We start from the raw sequence: 16,834 nt of genomic DNA, 5'->3' as shown, positions 1-16,834 counted from the left end.
ATAATATTGTAAAGAATCCGGCACCGTAATAGTATTGAAATATAAAACGCTGCCTTTTTCAGGCAGCGTTTTGAGAAGAAAATTATTTTTGAACTATAGGAGTTCTCAATGATTCTAAAACAGCAACTATATCAGTATAAAGCTCTGTATTTGAAGCAACACCATTTGCATTGGCTGCAGCTCCAACATATCCTTCAAATTTTGTATAATCTGCACTGCTGGATTTTGTTCCCATACGAGGGTTTTTTGCAGGATCATGCGCCGCTGACATACTCAAGCCTGAATATGTATTTACAGCATTGGTACCTCCAGTGTTAAATGAAAAGAAATCAGTCAGATTATCTGATAATTTAGCAATATTGGTAGACTGGGTAGTTCCCGTTTCTGCTAATAAAGGAGCAAAATGTGCCTGCAGATTCCCTGAAGCATTCGATTGGATATCAGCAACAATCAATCCGATAGTTGAATTTACCACTTTGCGGAAACTCAAACGTCCCTGCTCAATCATCTGGCCGGAATTATCAGGATCAGAAACCATTTTAGTCCCGCCTAAGCGTTCATAAATTGATGCCTTTACAGGAGGTGCAGGGGTTTCGTCGTCATTACTGCTGCAGGAAATCATAGCTGCAGATGCAGCAAGCAATACACTAAGTGTAAGTTTTGAATAAATTTTCATAAATTTAAGGTATTAAAGGGTTAATTAAAAAAACGATTTATTTTTTGAGATAATTTATAACTCAAGCTATTTTGATTCATTGGGCAGACTTCTTTGTTTGCTAAATTTGCAGGTAGAATATAACGCTTAGCATCATAGTGTCTTTTAGACATCAACTCATTGAAAACTTTCTGTGAGTTTGTAATTTTATTATTGTGGAAATACACCACAACATTTCTTTTAACTATTATAGAGTCAGATGTCAGGCCTTTTATACTTCTTAAATCGGCACAGATTTGTCTGGCCTGCAGAGAATCGATATCTGATTGAAAATCGATTCTGCTTACCTGCAGATTTGGCGTATCATAAACGGGTGGTTTTACTGTTATAATGTGAAAAAGCAAAATGGCAATAAATAGCCCAAATATTCCGCTTAGTATAAAAAGTCCCTTTTTGATTATTTTATTAATTTTCATAATTTTTATGTTTTTAAAATTATCTACGTCTACTTAATCGCTGCGGTTTTAGAAATACTTGCAAATTGATCAATTTAGAATCGTTTTAAATACAGAAATTACCTAATAATTTAATAATAAAGGAGATACTAGAAAACTCTGGCAAGATTAAATCCAAAAAATATATCTCCTTTTCTCCAATCGCCTGTTGTTCTTCCCAGATATCCAGCTTCATCAATTGCCTGTGAACTGGTAAAATGCATCTGGAAAGCATGCCCGCCTGTTTCTAAATCAAAACCGATAGACAGCGGGTTTTTATAAAGAGAATTCTGTGCCCTGTTTAAATGCGCTGCATAATCCATATTTAAAGACCAGCGTTTGGCGAATTTATATCTTCCTCCAAAACCTATAGCATATTGAGTATTGCTTTGGTCAACGTCGTCAACAAAATTCTGGTGAAAGAATGACGGCACAATTTCTAAAGACAGCTTTTCAGAAAATTTTCTGGAAATCAGCAGCTGTGCTACATAAGTAAGCCTGTCTTTAAATTCAAGTTTAGGGTACAAGCTTTCTTTTAACGTGTTATTAATAGACAAACTATTGAACCCGGCTATAGTGACGGGAAAACCATCTTTTATTTGAGGTAATAGCATATACTTTGTTGCAAAGTCATATGCAAATTCACTTCTGGCCGCACTTACATTAAGTCCATTTGTCAAACCGTAAATAAATTTAATTTGTGTATTGGCATTATCCAGTCCGTAGAAACCTTCAAAACCATCTTTAATGGATCCGAATCGGTGTGCAACAACAAAATACAAATCACCTTTTGCGGCCAATTTTGTAGACTCAAGATTAACAATTTTCAGGGCTTTGAATGCAGATGTCACTTTTTCTTTTGTAGAAGGAGTTTCTACTCCAGAGAGCAAATCGGTTTGGGAGAAGCTTAACAGCGGAAATAAAAAAAATAATAGAATAAAGTTTTTCATGAGGTTAGTTTTAAATTGTTATTTGTATTAGTGTACAACTGAAGATTGGTCTATTTTAAATTCCTGGAGCAATTCGTCATATCCTAAAAAACGCCCTTTAATCTTGAGAGTTTTCCCGGATGTAATATTTTGAGGCAAACGGTTTTTGAATGTCACAAATATTTTTTCGCTCATAACAATTCCATTACCAGCTTTATCAATACTTGTTACTGGTGCAGATAATTCAATTGTTTTGTCCTGATATTTGATGTAAGCCAGACTATCGTTTGAAGCAAACTCTCTTTCTAGTTCGTTAACGGTTACAACATAATCGGCAGTTTCTGATTCTATATCCCTATGCCCTTTGTAGATGTAGAAGAAAGACAAAATTCCGATTATTATAAAAAGGGAAATTGTAGTTAGTATTTTTTTTCTCATAACTGTTTTTTAGTATTTGGATTATCTACGTTAAAAAATACCTATTGGATTTAAACCATTAAATATGCCTTTTGTTAAATCTGTATTATGCTTTTCAACGTATATGATTTTGAAATGCCTGATGATTCTTAAAATCATGCCTTTATTTATAACTAAAAACCAATCTTATGAATCTAAAAACACTTTTCGTTATCTCATCATTAGCTTCAATCTTTGTAAGCTGCGCCAACGATGATCCAAGCACCTTAATGGACCCCACACCCATTAATGGTCTGGCAACGTACAGCCAAAATGTAAAATCTATTATTGATAATAACTGTGTTGTATGCCATGCAGCAGTTCCTAAAAATGGAGCGCCTATGTCCTTAGTTACTTATGATCAGGTGAAAAATGCAGTTTTAAATCGAGGATTGCTTACACGAATTTCTTTAGAAAATGGAGATAGTTCCTTAATGCCGCAGGGCGGACCAAGATTACCTCAAACCACTATAGATATTATAAATAAATGGAATCAGGATGGATTATTAGAAAAATAATCTAGAACAAGATCATGAGGAAAATCATAATAATGCCAATGCTATTGGCTTCTTTTATTGTTTTTTCGCAAGAAAAAATAGTAACTAAATCTGCAGCAATAACGCTCGAAGCTTCAGTACCTTCTTTTCAGCCGGTTGCAGGAACTAACAGCAATGTAACTTTTGTTTTAAATCCCGCAACAGGAGAAGTGGCAAGCCTTGCTTTAATGAAAGGATTCCAATTTGAAATGGCTTTGATGGAAGAACATTTTAATGAAAATTACATGGAAACCGATAAGTATCCAAAAGCCGTTTTTAGAGGCCAAATTGAGGGGTTCGACATTAAAAGTCTAACAGAAGATTATAAAGATTATATCATAAAAGGGAAGTTAGAACTTCACGGTAAATCTAAAGATATAAAAGCCGCTGCAAAAATTACCAAGACGGGGCCGCGAATCACCATCATTTCTGATTTCGCCGTAAATGCCAGTGATTTTAGCATCCCTATCCCATCGCTTATTAAGTATAAACTGGACGATAAGGTAAAGGTTCAAATTATTGCGGTTTTAAAATAAATGCTAAACCAGATAAATCTTATCCACTAAAAACAATGTAAAGCCAAAAAACTATGAAAAAAAACATACTCATTGCAATGCTATATGTCTGCGCTATTGGCCTCTCACAAGAAAAAATGATCAGTAAATCAGGAAAAATTACTTTTGAAGCATCCGTTGCTTCTTTTGAAGAAGTCAAGGCCACAAATACTAATGTTACTTTTGTCCTGAATCCTGCAACGGGCGAAATTGCAAGTTTAGCCTTAATGAAAGGATTTCGATTTAAAGTCGCTTTGATGGAAGAACATTTCAATGAAAATTATATTGAAAGTGACCGCTATCCAAAAGCATTCTTTAAAGGAAAAATAGAAGGATTTGATCTTCAGAGCCTAACGGTAAATCCTAAAGATTTTATCATTAAGGGTAAATTGGAACTTCACGGAAAATCTAAGGATGTAAGCACCACAGCAAGGATAAGCAAATCAATATCAGGAGTTAGTATTTTATCTGATTTTAGTGTAAATGCCAGTGATTTTAATATTGCAATACCAAGCCTTGTTAAAAGCAAAGTTTCTAATAAAATAAACATTCAAGTTGCAGCAGTATTAGGAGCAAACAGACAATAACTACCAAAAAAACTTAAAAAGTCAATTATTCATTATATCAAAAAAAATGGAGGAAGAAACGAAAATTGAAGACGACTTTACCCTTATACGCTTTCAGAATGACAGTTCAGAGCCTTTTTTTGCCAACCGTGAGCTGGGAAGTGATATGATTCAGTTTCATTTCGGACTGAAAGGCAATAGCAATTTTTTGTTCAGTCAGGGTAGTTATACTTTAGAATTGAAAGAGGAAAAATCCCTGCTTTTGTATAATCCTAAAAAGCAGACATCACTTCATTTAGAACTTGCTCCAAATTCATGGGTGATTTCTATTATCGTCTCGATTAAGAAATTTCACGCGCTGTTTTCTACTCAAGCAGATTATATTACTTTATTAAGTGCTGATAATAACAACCAAAAGTATTCTACTGAAGCAAATATCAGTCCCCCGATGGCAATTGTTTTAAGCCAGCTGTTTCATTATAACTTTCATCCTTCTATAAAAAACCTTTATTACAAAGCAAAAGGATATGAACTGCTGAGTTTGTATTTTAACAGGTCTGAGAATCCAAGTGCACAACATTGTCCGTTTTTAATTGATCAGGACAATGTTTTGAAAATCAGAAAAGCCAAAGAAATTATTATTGCAAATATGAATGAACCCCCTGGTTTACAGGAATTGGCAGATGAAATTGGCCTTAATATGAAAAAACTAAAAATAGGTTTCAAACAAATATACGGTGATACTGTCTATGGTTTTCTGTTTGATTACAAAATGGATTGCGCCAGAAAACTGCTTGACAGCGGCTGCTACAATGTAAATGAAGTGGGCTTAAAAATAGGTTACAGCACCGGAAGCCACTTCATTGCGGGATTCAAGAAAAAATTTGCCACAACTCCAAAAAAATATCTGATGTCGATTAATACCAATTTTAAAACAGTATCGATTTTGTAAATTGCAGTATAAATAAAAAATAATATTACTCATATTTCTAAATGGCAGCAAATGCTACTTTTAGAAAAAATTCAAACAACAAATACTTAAAGCTTAAAGCTTAACTAAAAAGCAAAAAAATAATGAAAGGCGTATTAATAGTAAATTTGGGATCTCCCGAAAGTCCAACACCAAAAGATGTAAAGCCGTATTTAGATGAATTTTTAATGGATAAATACGTGATCGATGTTCCGTATTTATTGAGAGCTTTATTAGTCCGAGGCATCATCTTAAGAAAAAGACCCAAAGAATCGGCACATGCTTATGCAAAAATCTGGTGGGACGAAGGTTCGCCCCTTGTAGTGCTTTCAGAACGAATGCAGAAGAAAGTACAACCATTGGTAAATGTACCGGTTGCACTGGCAATGCGCTACGGAAGCATGACCATCGAGAAAGGCCTCCAGGAATTACACGATAAAGGCGTTAGCGAAGTAATGCTTTTCCCACTGTATCCGCAATATGCAATGGCTTCTACTCTAACCATTTTAGTAAAGGCAGAGGAAATCAGAAAGAAGAAATTTCCACAGATGACTTTTACCAATGTTGCTGCTTTTTACAACAAACCGGATTATATCAAAAATCTGGCAGATTCAATTCAGAAACATTTAGCTGGATTTCCATACGATCATTTATTGTTTTCGTATCACGGAATTCCAGAACGTCATATACGAAAAACCGATGTAACCAAATCGCATTGCAAAATTGACGGTTCTTGCTGTAACACACCTTCACCAGCGCATGATTTCTGTTATCGTCATCAATGTTATGAAACGACAAAACAAGTAGTAAAATTATTAGGTCTCCCAGAAGATAAATACAGCTTAACTTTCCAGTCCCGATTGGCTGGAGATAAATGGCTGGAGCCTTATACCGATATTGAAATTGATAAAATGCCGGCAAAAGGAATTAAAAATCTGGCTGTGGTAACACCGGCTTTCGTTTCGGATTGTTTAGAAACGCTCGAAGAAATTGCCATGCGTGCCAGAGAAGATTTTGAGAAAAATGGAGAAGAAAATTTCTTGGCCGTTCCTTGTTTGAATGACGACGACCAGTGGTGCCAGACTGTTGGTAACTGGATTAATGACTGGGCTGAATAATACTAAAATAGCAATATCGAGATATTGGACCTCCCATCATTCATATATCCGTTCGCCTCTTTATACAAATGAACTTCGATAATTCTTCTGTCGAAGCATTCAGTGATTCGGCAGATTGAATAATCAAAAGTAAAATTTCTTTCAACTCATTATTTCCAAGATTTACATCTTCACACAACAATTTTGAAAGACCCAGGATATTGGCAACGGACTTTCTAACCTTGTGAGAAATTGCAAACATCATCTGCTCTAAACCACTGTTAAATTCTTCCATGTTCAACTCCTTTTCTTTTTCTCTGATGTTCAAATTTACATTAGCAATTTTTAAATCTTTAGTACATCTTTGCAATTCTTCGTGATTAAAAATAAGTTCTTGCTTCGCTTTTTTTAACTTATCTAATATAATATCCTGATCCATAATTTACGATTAATAAAGTTAGTTAAAAGTATAACATTTAAAACGACTTTTCTTACCTAAGTACGTCTAACATCAATTAGATTCTAAATTCCCCGCTTTTTATTTCGATGTTTTGTTATTAATTGATTTTGAGAGTTAAAAAAAAATATTTTAAAAAGTAAATATTTACTCTGGAAAGTAATTTTGTTTAATATTCTAATTCTGTACTAATTATCTTGGTAACTTTTTAAAGTTTTAAAATAGAATTATTTTGCATAATTTTAAGTAAAACTATTTTATGTATAACAAGTTTACTATTTCTGAAATCATTCTTAATATACTGGCACAAAGCCCTGAAAAAACTTGCCCTTTTGAAGATTTAACCAGTATGGTTATTGCTTGTTTGAATGAATCCCTACAAGAGAGTTTATTTATCCAAAGGTCAAATCAGGCAAAAGTCTTAGATGCATTAATAATGCTAGATAGTGAAGGTCTTATTATTTTAGATTCAGCTACAGATGCAAGCATTATAACTATTAAGGGACTAATAAATATAAGAAGCAAAAGCTTTCTAAATTGATAAACAGTCTTTTTTGACTTTCTTAAATATATTACCCATTAATACCTTTGTTAAAGAACTAGTACCAGTATAAATATCATTTATCTGCTTATTCTGCATTTATCACTGCAATATTTCACTTCGTCCCAGATTTTTTCCCATTTTTTTCTCCACGCAAATGGGCTCTGGCAAACAATGCAGATTTTAGTGGGCAGGTTTTGTTTTTTAACTCCTCTCATTTTTTTGTTTATTTCTAAAACTCCAAACAATATCACTGGCGTATTTTCGAGTTTGTTCTATGTCAACTATAGGCTCTGGATAATCTCTACCTATTTCGCATTTGTAAAATTGCTGCTCAATAAGATTTAATTTCCATGGTTCATGAATTAATTGTGGTGGAATTTCAGCCAGCTCAGGCAGCCATTTCTTTATAAATATGCCCTCTGAATCGTGCTGCTGTGAATTTTTTACGGGATTATAAATTCTAATGGTATTGCCTGTTGTTGTACCGGCCTGCATCTGAATCTGCGGATAATGAATTCCGGGTTCATAATCTAAAAACTGTCTTGCCAAGAAATGAAGGTCCCGCCAGTCCTGCCACAAATTGAATGTAAAAAAGGAAACCAGCATGGCACGCATTCTAAAGTTGATATAACCTGTCTGGACTAAACATCGCATACAGGCATCAACAATAGGAACGCCGGTTTTACCTTCCTGCCAGGCTTTTATATAGATTTCGTTTTTTGGCTTGACCAAGGAATCGTAATCTTTGTTTATATTTTCAAATTCAATTTGACAGTCATTTTCAAATTTTTGCATAAAATGGCAATGCCAGTGAAGTCTGGAAACAAAATTTAGCATGGCTCTTTTGTTGTATGATGTTTCATAAAACTGATTGGTATATTGATACACCATTCGCATGCTTATGTTTCCATAGGTTAAATAAGGCGATAAACGGCTGCAGCCTTTTCGACTTAAAGCTGGTTTGGAAATGTGCTTGCTGTAATTTACGTGTCTTTCTTTTGCAAAACTTTCTAAATATCGCCAGGCCCAATATTCGCCACCTTGTTGAAAATTTTTATTTCGGTTTGTAATTTCATTCGAAAGTACTCTTCCTTTTAGTTTTTGATAAAAATCAGGATCTAAATTTTCAAATTTAAAAGTATTCAGGTCAATCATTTTAGGAATTGCGCGCATTGTTTCTTCCCAGCGCTTATCCCAATCTTGTTTTGATCGCAGCTTTCTGATAACACCATGGAGCTGAGATTGTTTCCAAAGAATTTTATGATCATCAAAAAAAACTGCATGGCAATATCCCTGTCAAAAGTGACTTTGTTGCCAATTTCCTGATGCGAAAACACTGTTTGAACCTCATAAAGACTGCATAAGTGCTCAAAAACAGTCTGGACTTGGTTATGAAAATAATAAATCTGCGCAGCAAATGATTTTAATTTAGACTGCATTTCCTTTAAGGATTCATAAACAAACCGCCAATGACGGACATCAGCATCATCGCAAGTCATTATTGAGGGTTCAAAAAAATAAACCAAAAGAAGAGGGATATTTTCCTGCTGTGCCATAAAAAGAGGTTCGTGATCTGTAAAACGCAGATCACGTTTGAACCACATAATATTTATCTTTTTTTTATTCAACTTTTAAGCAGTGATTTAATTTCCTTATCGGGCTTTGCATAGCTAAATCGGTCTAACTGCATGGTTTTATGATAGCTGTCCAGACCGGAACAAGTAACGGTATTGGCTTTTTCTAAATCGAGGAAACCATCCTCAGACAAGCAGTCTTCGGGAATAAAAATCTGGACTATTTCCCCGATAATCATAGTAGTATTATTGATTGAAATGGCTGTTTTTTCTTTAAATTTAATGCCTAACTGTACGTTGCTTTCGAGTACAAAAGGAGCTGGAAAGTTATTTTTATATTCCGCACTGAGTCCTGCAGCATCAAATTCTGAAATTTCTTTATTGTATCTCGCTGATGTCTGATGTGCCTGCTTGTAGATCTGTTCATTGATATGATTAATGGTATAGAATCCTGTATCTAAAATATTTCTCATGGTATCACGCTCGGGCGGGCTGGGGCGAAAAATCATACCTATTAATGGAGGATTTGCTCCAATATGAAAAAAAGAACTAAAAATGGATAAATTAGTATTTCCCTGTACATCAGAAGTTCCTACCAATGCCACACTTTTAAAACCGCCTAAACTATTGATTAAATGCACGGCAGTTTGCTTTTCCATTTTTTCCAGATCACTGGTTTTAAAATTTATTTTGTTTTTCATTAGTAGAAATTTATTAAAAAATGCAACTTTTCAATTGATGAGTATCCATTTTTTATCACTGTTAAGTCTAAAAGTAGCAATATGTTCCTTATTCCATTCTTTGGGTCCTATAAGTGAGAGAAAATCAAAACCGTCTGCATCTTTATATAAGTGATATATTTCACCTACAATAGGTTCAAAAGAAAATCTGGCATTGTATACCAATTCATTCCATTGGAATTCTTCGATTAAATCCTGGTATTGCATTTTTAGTTCATTGAATTTACTTTCAAACTCTTTGTTTACCTTATTTAGGCCCATGCCTTTCCATCCTGCTAAATCATCTGCTTTTATTACCGGTGCGCCAACATTTGTAGCATATGGCAATAGGCTTGCATTATAACCATGCTCAGAAGAAAATACTACATTATCGGGTTTATCTTTTTTTATCATCTTCGAATATTTTTATTAACGCTTAGATATTTTATTATTTGAAATTGCTCTTTGCCTGTTACATTTAAATCTTTCTATTGTTTCGGCTCTCTTTGCAGCGTGTTTTGTTTTACAATTTTCAACTCGAATGCGCCATAATTTATAACTGCTGAATTTTAGCTCTTTTTTCATTAAAGCTTTCACATCGGCTTCTGAAAGATGAAATTGAAATTTTATTGCATCAAAAGGTGTTCGGTCTTCCCATGCCATTTCTATAATTCTATCGATCTGAATTTCATTCATTACACCATTATCGATTTTTACAATGATTGACTTTATCATATTTTGTTTAACAGTTATTAAATAACATTAAACAAAAATAATACTTTTAAAGTTATGAGAGAATTGATAATACATTAAATCTTAAACCAATAAATATAATCTAAAAGATGGGAAGAAATTCTATTTTATAAATTGATAAAAAATCCAGGCCACAATTCTTTATTTCTAGAATTCCAGCTTTTAAGTACTTAAAAGGGCTAAAAGAATAACATTTGATTTTTAAAGTTTATAATCAATTGATTAAAATTACTTAATTGAAAACTTGGAGTACCAAAGATAAAGAAGAAGAAATTTAGGCTATACATTACATGTTTGCTTTGATTTTGAATAAAACAGCGAAATTATTTTGACAAAAGTAAATTGCGCAAAAAATATTACTTCAAAATACTCATCCATAATACCTTTTACTTAGTCCGATTTTATTTTACTTTATTTTTTGACTTCTTTTAAAACCAAAAAGAATATTAAAGCGTAAATGACTTTATAACTTAAAAAAAGTAATTATGAAAACTAGAAAATTTTTAGCAGCGGCAATCCTGGCATTAGGATTTGGATCTACATCATTTGCACAAAAAACTGTAATGGTTGGTGGAGCGGCTATGTATCCTAATAAAAATATTATAGAAAATGCTGTAAACTCAAAGGATCATACCACCTTGGTAGCAGCAGTAAAAGCAGCAGGATTAGTTGAAACTTTACAAAGTAAAGGGCCATTTACTGTTTTTGCACCAACAAATGAAGCATTTAATAAATTGCCGGCTGGAACTGTTGAAACATTATTGAAACCTGAGAATATTAAATCATTACAAACCATATTGACATATCATGTAGTGGCCGGTAAAATGAATAGTTCTGATATTGCAAAAGCAATAAAAGCTGGTAAAGGAAAAGCTGCTTTAAAAACAGTGAGCGGCGGAACTCTAACTGCCTGGATGGATGGAAAAGATTTGTACATTAGCGACGAAAGCGGCAATAAGGCTAAAGTTACAACTTCAGATGTAAATCAATCTAATGGTGTTATACATGTAGTGGACACAGTACTGCTTCCAAAAATGTAATTTGCTAAAAATAAATTACAATTATATAAAAAGCTCTGAAATTTCAGGGCTTTTTATATAATTACTATGCGATACAATAATAATAGTCGATTGTAAAAGAGATTCTGCTTAACATTTTATTGCCAGCTCAAAACTTTACATATATGGAGCTGATATCTTTTTTTACAAAAAAATTAAGGGCTATCTCATTTTACTTTAAATAAATTAAAATTATAAGATTGCAATTTATGGTAAAATCATATATAAAACTATACATTTTTTCATCAATCCCCAACAGGACATCTAAACCAAATTGTTGAAGCCATCTTAAGACAGGTCCTACATCCAGTAAGCCAATCTCTTCAAATCTTCCATAAAATGTATAGAAATTTGTCCCTTCGAGGTCCCCCGACAGGACATACAAATCGCTTATTTTTTATAACTAGGTACTAGTTAAACAGTAAAAAAACGAATAAAAAGAGTCAGATTAGAAATGGACTTAAATTAAGATAATTCAATATTATTAATTACATATCCAGAAATTAAATTTCCATATTGTAATCACCCAATCTTTAAAAAAAAACTTCAAAAAATTGGTATATATATAATTTTTTCCTCTTGAGTTTTCGTTTTCAAATCTTGAAATAATGTAATCATATTTAAAACTGTAAATATGTTTAATGAAAAGTTCAATCTGAAAAATCTGTGTAAGTGACAATTCTATTTAACCGTAAATATTAAGTATTTTTGGTATATTTGTAGTACAAAAAAGAATAATAGTACTGTCAGTTATTCGTTAGTGTTTTAATTTTTGTGCATGATTTGTTGAAATAGTAAAATTGAATTTGGGTGCAGAATCGGTGCATTAGGTTCAAGACATTTATAAATACGTAGCAAAGACGGGATCTAAACACATAAAGTTCGAATCCTGCTCTCCCCACTAAAAAAGTCCTAATGAAAATTAGGACTTTTTTTTATACATAAACTTTAAATTTATTTAAGACGGTAAGATTTGTAAATAGCTAAAATTCGCAGATTTTATTCTTTTGTACTGTTTTTCATTTTTCTTAAAACCGTTCAAAATCTTGGTAAAAACAAAATACACGAAAGATCATAAAAAAAAACCAGCGTATTTGAAATTTTAGAATTAAAACATAAAGCTGCGTATTGTAAAAAATAAAGCTAGAATACTTACTATTTACTTCTTTGACAACTAATTTCCCACGATTTACCAATCTCTTTTTATTATAAACCTAACCCAAATAATCATTTTGAATTGTAAAGTTATTTTAAGACTTTTACGATTACATTGTTTATCACATATTTTATGGAAGATTATCTTATTGGCTTAGGAAAAAGAATTAAAGAAATTCGTAAAAAAAACAGCCTTACTATTAATACAGTTGCCACAAATGCAGATGTAAGTAACGGCCTTATTTCACGTATTGAAAATGGTAGGACTATACCTTCGCTTCCGGTTCTTTTACACATTATACAAGCACTCGGAATTGAGGTATCGGATTTTTTTAACGGTCTTCCAAAATCTGATAAAAGCAATTTTATAATTTCCAGAAAAGAAGACAACGCCGTAATTGAAAAAGAAGATGAAGCCAAAGGTTTTTCATACCTTTCTATTTTTGGTAAACAATTATCTTCTGTAGCTTTTGAAGCGGTTTTACTTGAAGTACAACCGGGTTCACAACGCGGAAAAGTGGAAACCGATGCTTACGAATTTAAATATATTTTAAGTGGTGAATGCTGGTATATTATTGGTGAAGAAGAAGTTTTACTTAAAGAAGGAGATTCTATCTTTTTTGACGGAAGAATTCCGCACGTTCCAGTAAACAAAGGAAATATTCCTTCAAAAATGCTGGTACTTTATTTCTTTCTAGCTAAAAATGAATAAACCCGCCCTTTACAGACGGGTTTACTGAGCCGTAACTTCTTATTGAAATAAAATACCTTCAAGCTCTGTTACATCATTCAAAATATAATCGGGATTAGCTATTTCTAGCTGTTCTTTATTCTGCGCTCCGCTAAGAACACCAACTGTTATTGCGCATCCGGAGTTTTTTCCCTCCATAATATCAATTTCTGAATCACCTGCTTTTAAAACCTGAGCAGGATTTGTGATCCCAAATTTTGCCATTGCCATTTGAATCATATCTGGATTCGGCCTTCCGTTTACAACATCATCAGATGTAATCAAAGCATCTATCTGATTACCCACTTTCCAATTTAATTTCTCTAATAATTTATTCGCCGTTTTAGAATCATATCCTGTGTTCAGCGCAATTTTAATATCATGTTTTCTTAAAGAATCAAAAAAGGCTTCCATTCCGTTAAAAGTAGAAATCTGAGCTTCATCATAAGCCGTTTCCAAAGCAACTTTAAAATTATTAAAAGCTTTATCAGCAATCGTTTTAATATCAACATTTGTAGTACAGGCAGTTAAAACATCGGTTATGGCCGTATGCTTTTCCTTACCAGCGCCATAAAGTAAAACCTCATCAAGTGAAACCGAAAATCCTTCCTGATTAATCACTTTTTGAACGGTTTTATACACAAGATTATTCTCATTTACGGTAGTTCCTGCCATATCAAAAACTACTAGTTTAATATCTATCATCTATTTTAAATTAAATATGTTCTTAATGTTTTCTTTAGAAAATCCTGCACTTCCTGTCATGCCTTTTCCTCCAATTCCTGTTACTATATGAATGTTGTTTTCTATAGTATACTCAAAAATATCATTCTCTTTGCACTGAGAATACATACCATACCACCGGCTTTGTATTTCGTAAGTTGGCAGGTTGAATATTTTTTTAGCTTCAGCAATCATAAATTCGTCGACGTCCATCCGCAAATCAAATCCGAGATCGTCGATATTCGCTGCGTCTGCATATTCATGTGAATCTCCAATAATAACCGATCCATCGGTTGCTTGCTTAAACAGAATATGAACGCCCCATTCTTTCTCAAAACTATCTGATGCTTCTTTTGCTTTAATTCCGTCAAAAGACGGACATTCATAAAAAGCCTCATAACGACGAATCGAAAGTCCGGTTAATATCGAACCGTTTAATTGATAATTCGGTTGCGGTTTTGTTTGAAGCATTTGCAATTTGGTCACTTCAAGATCACTTTTTGCAAATACATCAGGATATAATGTTTTGAACTCTGAACCGCAGCACAATATTACTTTAGAAGTTTTATGGATTTCTCCGTTAGCCGTTACAACTGCAACTTCATTTGAAAGTGAATCGCAACGCACCACTTTTGTATTTCCAAAATAAGTCAAACCTTTATTTTTTATAAGAAATTCCAATAAACGGTTTATCATTATTCTTGGCTCTACTGTAACTTCTTCTGGAAAATAAAGTCCCGCCTTTACATAGTCATTTCGTAAACCTGGATATTTTTCAAGACATTGTTCTCTTGTCAACAATAACGACTCATAGCCATTATTTTTATTTATAATACTCAATTCTTCAATAAGCTGTACTTCTTCATCATTTGAAGCTAAATATACAGATCCGTTTTTCCGAATCGAAATATCAAACTGACTTTGGATATCATTATAAATCTTTAGACTTTCTCGCCCGTAATTTTGCCATTTTGTATCCATTCCGGACGGCACTACCTGACCAAAATTGCGGACTGTAGCACTTACCGGCAGTTTGTCTTTTTCTATTATGGCAACTTTTAAACCTTTTTGTAAGGCGTGGTAAGCATGAAAAGTACCTAAAACTCCGCCACCAATAACAATTAAATCGTATTTAGTATTCATTTTTAATTAATTATAAAAATTTAAGAACAAAGCATTGCTGCTGATTTTTGTTTCCTCTGTAAAAAACGTCGATTGAAATACCACATAGAAAACAGTGTAATCATTCCGATCATTATCGCCGACGTAATATTTAACGACACAAAAAACTGAGTCCAGCTCTTATTAAAACCTGTAATTTCTTTTAAGACAAGTACCATAACACTTCCCAAATAACCAAAAGCATCGGCTATATAAAACAGAAAACCAACATTTCCTTTAAAACTTAACAAAGCCACAAGTCGCTCAAAAATCAGGCAATGAAATAAAATATAAGGCAAATAAACCCCGATACCGCTAATAATCATCCAGTAAACGGGAGACATTAAATGATTATTAAATAAAACCGTCGAAATCAAAACCATTGCAGAACCCAGTATCGTGAGACTCATCCCGATGTTATAAGCCAATTTATTTTTGCGTACTAATGTTCCTGCAGCCGCAATTAATAAAACGGTTATCGCAACAGGAATTTCTGTTAGTGTGATAATTTTTGGCGTGCCCGAATAGCCTTGATCTGCCCAAAATTCAACAATAAAATTATCTCTAAAATCTCTTACAATGGTCAGCAAAACATAAATTGCAACTAAACCAAAATAGCCAATCCAATTTTTTCTCAAAAAATCTTTTCTTTCTTTTTTATACATTGGCTGTCTTTCAGAACGTTCTTTTATATCGCTTTCGCTTGGTGCTTTCGAATAATTAAGAACGATAACAGAAAGCAGAAAAAGCGGAAAAAAAAGCAATCCTGTAAAAAAGGGCATATTGTATTCGCTTACATTAAAATCGCGCATTAAAAGCAAACCGGCAGTTTTTACAAGTCCGGTCGAAAATATAAAAGTGGCACTAAGCGCTGCAGCCAACAACTCAGTGTTTTTTCTACCTTCAATATAGGAAAATACAATTCCGAAAACCATTCCTAAAGGCAATCCATTAAAGAACAATGCCAATACTTTTAACTTAGGCGGTACTATTGCAAATAATCCCAACATTACCAAACTGAAAGTTATAAAACACACCAGCCAAATCGCTCTCTTTTCTTTCTTCATTTCAGAAATGACCTTAATCCCGATGAATTTTGAAACCATATACCCCAAAACCTGACTTATCACTAAAGTTATCTTTGCGTTTAGTCCAAAACCTAGAGAAAGATCCACATATTGGCCTGCTAGAAACGACTTTCGTATAGCATACATTCCTGTGTAACACAAAAAGACCGCTACAATAATTAACATCGTCGATGTTTTTTTACCATTTGTAAACTTATTTACCTTCTTAAGCATAATTAATCTGTTTTTACAAGTACAAAAGTAGCGTTCAAAACAAAGACTAATATTAAGCAAAAGTAAACATATTATTAATTATTTTACAAATAGTAAAATTTATTTTATAATAAAATACAATAAAAAGAATAAACAAACAGATCAATATATTATATATCAATACATTAAACACCTAAAAAGCTATTTTTCCTTCAATTAACAATTAAGTCAAATGTAAATTTTCTACGAAGTATACTTTTAAAGTTTCTAAACGAAAACATCAAATCAATCAAAAAATTACAAATAGTAAAATTTAACATTTCAAATCGAATAAAAATTTCAGTATTATAAAATAACTAATCTCCTAAAAAAAGGAAAAGCCGGCATAAAACCGACTCTTCCAATAAAAAAACATCAAACAAA

22 protein-coding genes are annotated in these 16,834 nt (G+C 32.9%); 8 read left to right on the top strand and 14 right to left on the bottom strand.

The annotated features are described in order from the left end of the window. Window positions 1-82: 82 nt before the first annotated feature. From BOW57_RS16895 to BOW57_RS16880, 4 genes are all read right to left on the bottom strand, one after another. Complete coding sequence (locus tag BOW57_RS16895; RefSeq protein ID WP_035625449.1) at window positions 83-676, bottom strand: hypothetical protein; 594 nt, start codon at window positions 674-676, stop codon at window positions 83-85. Between the two features lie 20 nt (window positions 677-696). Beyond that, window positions 697-1,131 (bottom strand): hypothetical protein, encoded by a 435-nt coding sequence (locus tag BOW57_RS16890; RefSeq protein WP_035625451.1) that lies wholly within the window; start codon window positions 1,129-1,131, stop codon window positions 697-699. A 128-nt stretch (window positions 1,132-1,259) separates the two neighbouring features. Beyond that, window positions 1,260-2,099, bottom strand: coding sequence for a DUF5777 family beta-barrel protein (locus tag BOW57_RS16885; protein WP_129055924.1), 840 nt, complete (start codon window positions 2,097-2,099; stop codon window positions 1,260-1,262). Between the two features lie 27 nt (window positions 2,100-2,126). Further along, complete coding sequence (locus tag BOW57_RS16880) at window positions 2,127-2,516, bottom strand: hypothetical protein (protein WP_035625455.1); 390 nt, start codon at window positions 2,514-2,516, stop codon at window positions 2,127-2,129. Between the two features lie 167 nt (window positions 2,517-2,683). On the opposite strand from BOW57_RS16880, the gene BOW57_RS16875 reads away from it, so the two are divergent. The 5 genes from BOW57_RS16875 (at window position 2,684) to hemH (ending at window position 6,278) form a co-directional block, all read left to right on the top strand. After that, window positions 2,684-3,052, top strand: a complete 369-nt coding sequence (locus tag BOW57_RS16875; protein ID WP_035625458.1) for a hypothetical protein — start codon at window positions 2,684-2,686, stop codon at window positions 3,050-3,052. Between the two features lie 14 nt (window positions 3,053-3,066). Beyond that, the gene (locus tag BOW57_RS16870; RefSeq protein WP_035625460.1) at window positions 3,067-3,606 is read left to right on the top strand and encodes a YceI family protein; all 540 of its coding nucleotides are present in this window, start codon (window positions 3,067-3,069) and stop codon (window positions 3,604-3,606) included. Between the two features lie 53 nt (window positions 3,607-3,659). Beyond that, entirely contained in the window at window positions 3,660-4,211 is a 552-nt protein-coding gene (locus BOW57_RS16865; protein WP_035625463.1) for a YceI family protein, read from the top strand. 46 nt (window positions 4,212-4,257) lie between these two features. Further along, window positions 4,258-5,142: an AraC family transcriptional regulator gene (locus BOW57_RS16860; protein WP_035625466.1), complete on the top strand. Its 885-nt coding sequence runs from the start codon at window positions 4,258-4,260 to the stop codon at window positions 5,140-5,142. 122 nt (window positions 5,143-5,264) lie between these two features. Beyond that, entirely contained in the window at window positions 5,265-6,278 is a 1,014-nt protein-coding gene (gene hemH, locus BOW57_RS16855) for a ferrochelatase (RefSeq protein ID WP_035625470.1), read from the top strand. A 40-nt stretch (window positions 6,279-6,318) separates the two neighbouring features. Here the strand turns inward: hemH and BOW57_RS16850 are convergent, their stop codons facing one another. Beyond that, complete coding sequence (locus BOW57_RS16850) at window positions 6,319-6,696, bottom strand: hypothetical protein (protein ID WP_035625474.1); 378 nt, start codon at window positions 6,694-6,696, stop codon at window positions 6,319-6,321. A 277-nt stretch (window positions 6,697-6,973) separates the two neighbouring features. Here BOW57_RS16850 and BOW57_RS16845 point away from each other — a divergent pair, with 277 nt between their 5' ends. Continuing rightward, window positions 6,974-7,255 carry a hypothetical protein gene (locus BOW57_RS16845; protein WP_035625477.1) on the top strand — a complete coding sequence of 94 codons (282 nt, stop codon included), beginning with the start codon at window positions 6,974-6,976 and terminating at the stop codon, window positions 7,253-7,255. A gap of 80 nt (window positions 7,256-7,335) precedes the next feature. On the opposite strand, the gene BOW57_RS16840 is transcribed toward BOW57_RS16845, so the two are convergent. Genes BOW57_RS16840 through BOW57_RS16820 form a run of 6 tightly spaced genes read right to left on the bottom strand, consistent with a single transcriptional unit; the run spans window position 7,336 to window position 10,286 of the window. After that, window positions 7,336-7,473: a DUF2256 domain-containing protein gene (locus BOW57_RS16840; protein WP_081912509.1), complete on the bottom strand. Its 138-nt coding sequence runs from the start codon at window positions 7,471-7,473 to the stop codon at window positions 7,336-7,338. Continuing rightward, entirely contained in the window at window positions 7,460-8,413 is a 954-nt protein-coding gene (locus tag BOW57_RS16835) for an FAD-binding domain-containing protein (RefSeq protein WP_241687466.1), read from the bottom strand. Before BOW57_RS16835 ends, BOW57_RS16840 begins: the two co-directional genes overlap by 14 nt. Beyond that, window positions 8,410-8,862, bottom strand: a complete 453-nt coding sequence (locus BOW57_RS20920) for a deoxyribodipyrimidine photo-lyase (protein WP_241687465.1) — start codon at window positions 8,860-8,862, stop codon at window positions 8,410-8,412. Before BOW57_RS20920 ends, BOW57_RS16835 begins: the two co-directional genes overlap by 4 nt. A gap of 20 nt (window positions 8,863-8,882) precedes the next feature. Further along, a complete protein-coding gene (locus BOW57_RS16830) occupies window positions 8,883-9,533 on the bottom strand; it encodes a flavin reductase family protein (RefSeq protein ID WP_089052224.1) in 651 nt (216 codons plus the stop codon). A 30-nt stretch (window positions 9,534-9,563) separates the two neighbouring features. Next, a complete protein-coding gene (locus tag BOW57_RS16825) occupies window positions 9,564-9,965 on the bottom strand; it encodes a DUF2452 domain-containing protein (protein ID WP_313771877.1) in 402 nt (133 codons plus the stop codon). Window positions 9,966-9,980: 15 nt separating this feature from the next. Next, complete coding sequence (locus BOW57_RS16820) at window positions 9,981-10,286, bottom strand: TIGR03643 family protein (protein WP_051885892.1); 306 nt, start codon at window positions 10,284-10,286, stop codon at window positions 9,981-9,983. 503 nt (window positions 10,287-10,789) lie between these two features. Between BOW57_RS16820 and BOW57_RS16815 the strand changes: the two genes are divergently transcribed. Then, a complete protein-coding gene (locus tag BOW57_RS16815) occupies window positions 10,790-11,344 on the top strand; it encodes a fasciclin domain-containing protein (protein ID WP_035625480.1) in 555 nt (184 codons plus the stop codon). A gap of 1,306 nt (window positions 11,345-12,650) precedes the next feature. After that, a complete protein-coding gene (locus BOW57_RS16810) occupies window positions 12,651-13,229 on the top strand; it encodes an XRE family transcriptional regulator (RefSeq protein ID WP_089056064.1) in 579 nt (192 codons plus the stop codon). 39 nt (window positions 13,230-13,268) lie between these two features. Here BOW57_RS16810 and BOW57_RS16805 read toward each other — a convergent pair whose 3' ends face one another. Genes BOW57_RS16805 through BOW57_RS16795 form a run of 3 tightly spaced genes read right to left on the bottom strand, consistent with a single transcriptional unit; the run spans window position 13,269 to window position 16,432 of the window. After that, window positions 13,269-13,952 (bottom strand): phosphonatase-like hydrolase, encoded by a 684-nt coding sequence (locus BOW57_RS16805; RefSeq protein WP_129055922.1) that lies wholly within the window; start codon window positions 13,950-13,952, stop codon window positions 13,269-13,271. After that, window positions 13,953-15,113, bottom strand: a complete 1,161-nt coding sequence (locus BOW57_RS16800; protein WP_129055920.1) for a TIGR03364 family FAD-dependent oxidoreductase — start codon at window positions 15,111-15,113, stop codon at window positions 13,953-13,955. Between the two features lie 20 nt (window positions 15,114-15,133). Beyond that, entirely contained in the window at window positions 15,134-16,432 is a 1,299-nt protein-coding gene (locus BOW57_RS16795) for a DUF5690 family protein (protein WP_206734756.1), read from the bottom strand. Between the last annotated feature and the right edge of the window lie 402 nt (window positions 16,433-16,834).

The organism is Flavobacterium sp. YO64 (genome assembly GCF_004119505.1).
GTDB lineage: Bacteria > Bacteroidota > Bacteroidia > Flavobacteriales > Flavobacteriaceae > Flavobacterium > Flavobacterium oncorhynchi.
The sequence above is the reverse complement of the archived record's forward strand: the minus strand, read 5'-3'. Positions and strand labels throughout refer to the sequence as shown.

Bases quoted from the DNA above. Each gene is read 5' to 3' on its own strand.
- BOW57_RS16895 (WP_035625449.1), bottom strand. From the start codon at position 676: ATGAAAATTTATTCAAAACTTACACTTAGTGTATTGCTTGCTGCATCT.
- BOW57_RS16890 (WP_035625451.1), bottom strand. From the start codon at position 1,131: ATGAAAATTAATAAAATAATCAAAAAGGGACTTTTTATACTAAGCGGA.
- BOW57_RS16885 (WP_129055924.1), bottom strand. From the start codon at position 2,099: ATGAAAAACTTTATTCTATTATTTTTTTTATTTCCGCTGTTAAGCTTC.
- BOW57_RS16880 (WP_035625455.1), bottom strand. From the start codon at position 2,516: ATGAGAAAAAAAATACTAACTACAATTTCCCTTTTTATAATAATCGGA.
- BOW57_RS16875 (WP_035625458.1), top strand. From the start codon at position 2,684: ATGAATCTAAAAACACTTTTCGTTATCTCATCATTAGCTTCAATCTTT.
- BOW57_RS16870 (WP_035625460.1), top strand. From the start codon at position 3,067: ATGAGGAAAATCATAATAATGCCAATGCTATTGGCTTCTTTTATTGTT.
- BOW57_RS16865 (WP_035625463.1), top strand. From the start codon at position 3,660: ATGAAAAAAAACATACTCATTGCAATGCTATATGTCTGCGCTATTGGC.
- BOW57_RS16860 (WP_035625466.1), top strand. From the start codon at position 4,258: ATGGAGGAAGAAACGAAAATTGAAGACGACTTTACCCTTATACGCTTT.
- hemH (WP_035625470.1), top strand. From the start codon at position 5,265: ATGAAAGGCGTATTAATAGTAAATTTGGGATCTCCCGAAAGTCCAACA.
- BOW57_RS16850 (WP_035625474.1), bottom strand. From the start codon at position 6,696: ATGGATCAGGATATTATATTAGATAAGTTAAAAAAAGCGAAGCAAGAA.
- BOW57_RS16845 (WP_035625477.1), top strand. From the start codon at position 6,974: ATGTATAACAAGTTTACTATTTCTGAAATCATTCTTAATATACTGGCA.
- BOW57_RS16840 (WP_081912509.1), bottom strand. From the start codon at position 7,473: ATGAGAGGAGTTAAAAAACAAAACCTGCCCACTAAAATCTGCATTGTT.
- BOW57_RS16835 (WP_241687466.1), bottom strand. From the start codon at position 8,413: ATGATTGACCTGAATACTTTTAAATTTGAAAATTTAGATCCTGATTTT.
- BOW57_RS20920 (WP_241687465.1), bottom strand. From the start codon at position 8,862: ATGTGGTTCAAACGTGATCTGCGTTTTACAGATCACGAACCTCTTTTT.
- BOW57_RS16830 (WP_089052224.1), bottom strand. From the start codon at position 9,533: ATGAAAAACAAAATAAATTTTAAAACCAGTGATCTGGAAAAAATGGAA.
- BOW57_RS16825 (WP_313771877.1), bottom strand. From the start codon at position 9,965: ATGATAAAAAAAGATAAACCCGATAATGTAGTATTTTCTTCTGAGCAT.
- BOW57_RS16820 (WP_051885892.1), bottom strand. From the start codon at position 10,286: ATGATAAAGTCAATCATTGTAAAAATCGATAATGGTGTAATGAATGAA.
- BOW57_RS16815 (WP_035625480.1), top strand. From the start codon at position 10,790: ATGAAAACTAGAAAATTTTTAGCAGCGGCAATCCTGGCATTAGGATTT.
- BOW57_RS16810 (WP_089056064.1), top strand. From the start codon at position 12,651: ATGGAAGATTATCTTATTGGCTTAGGAAAAAGAATTAAAGAAATTCGT.
- BOW57_RS16805 (WP_129055922.1), bottom strand. From the start codon at position 13,952: ATGATAGATATTAAACTAGTAGTTTTTGATATGGCAGGAACTACCGTA.
- BOW57_RS16800 (WP_129055920.1), bottom strand. From the start codon at position 15,113: ATGAATACTAAATACGATTTAATTGTTATTGGTGGCGGAGTTTTAGGT.
- BOW57_RS16795 (WP_206734756.1), bottom strand. From the start codon at position 16,432: ATGCTTAAGAAGGTAAATAAGTTTACAAATGGTAAAAAAACATCGACG.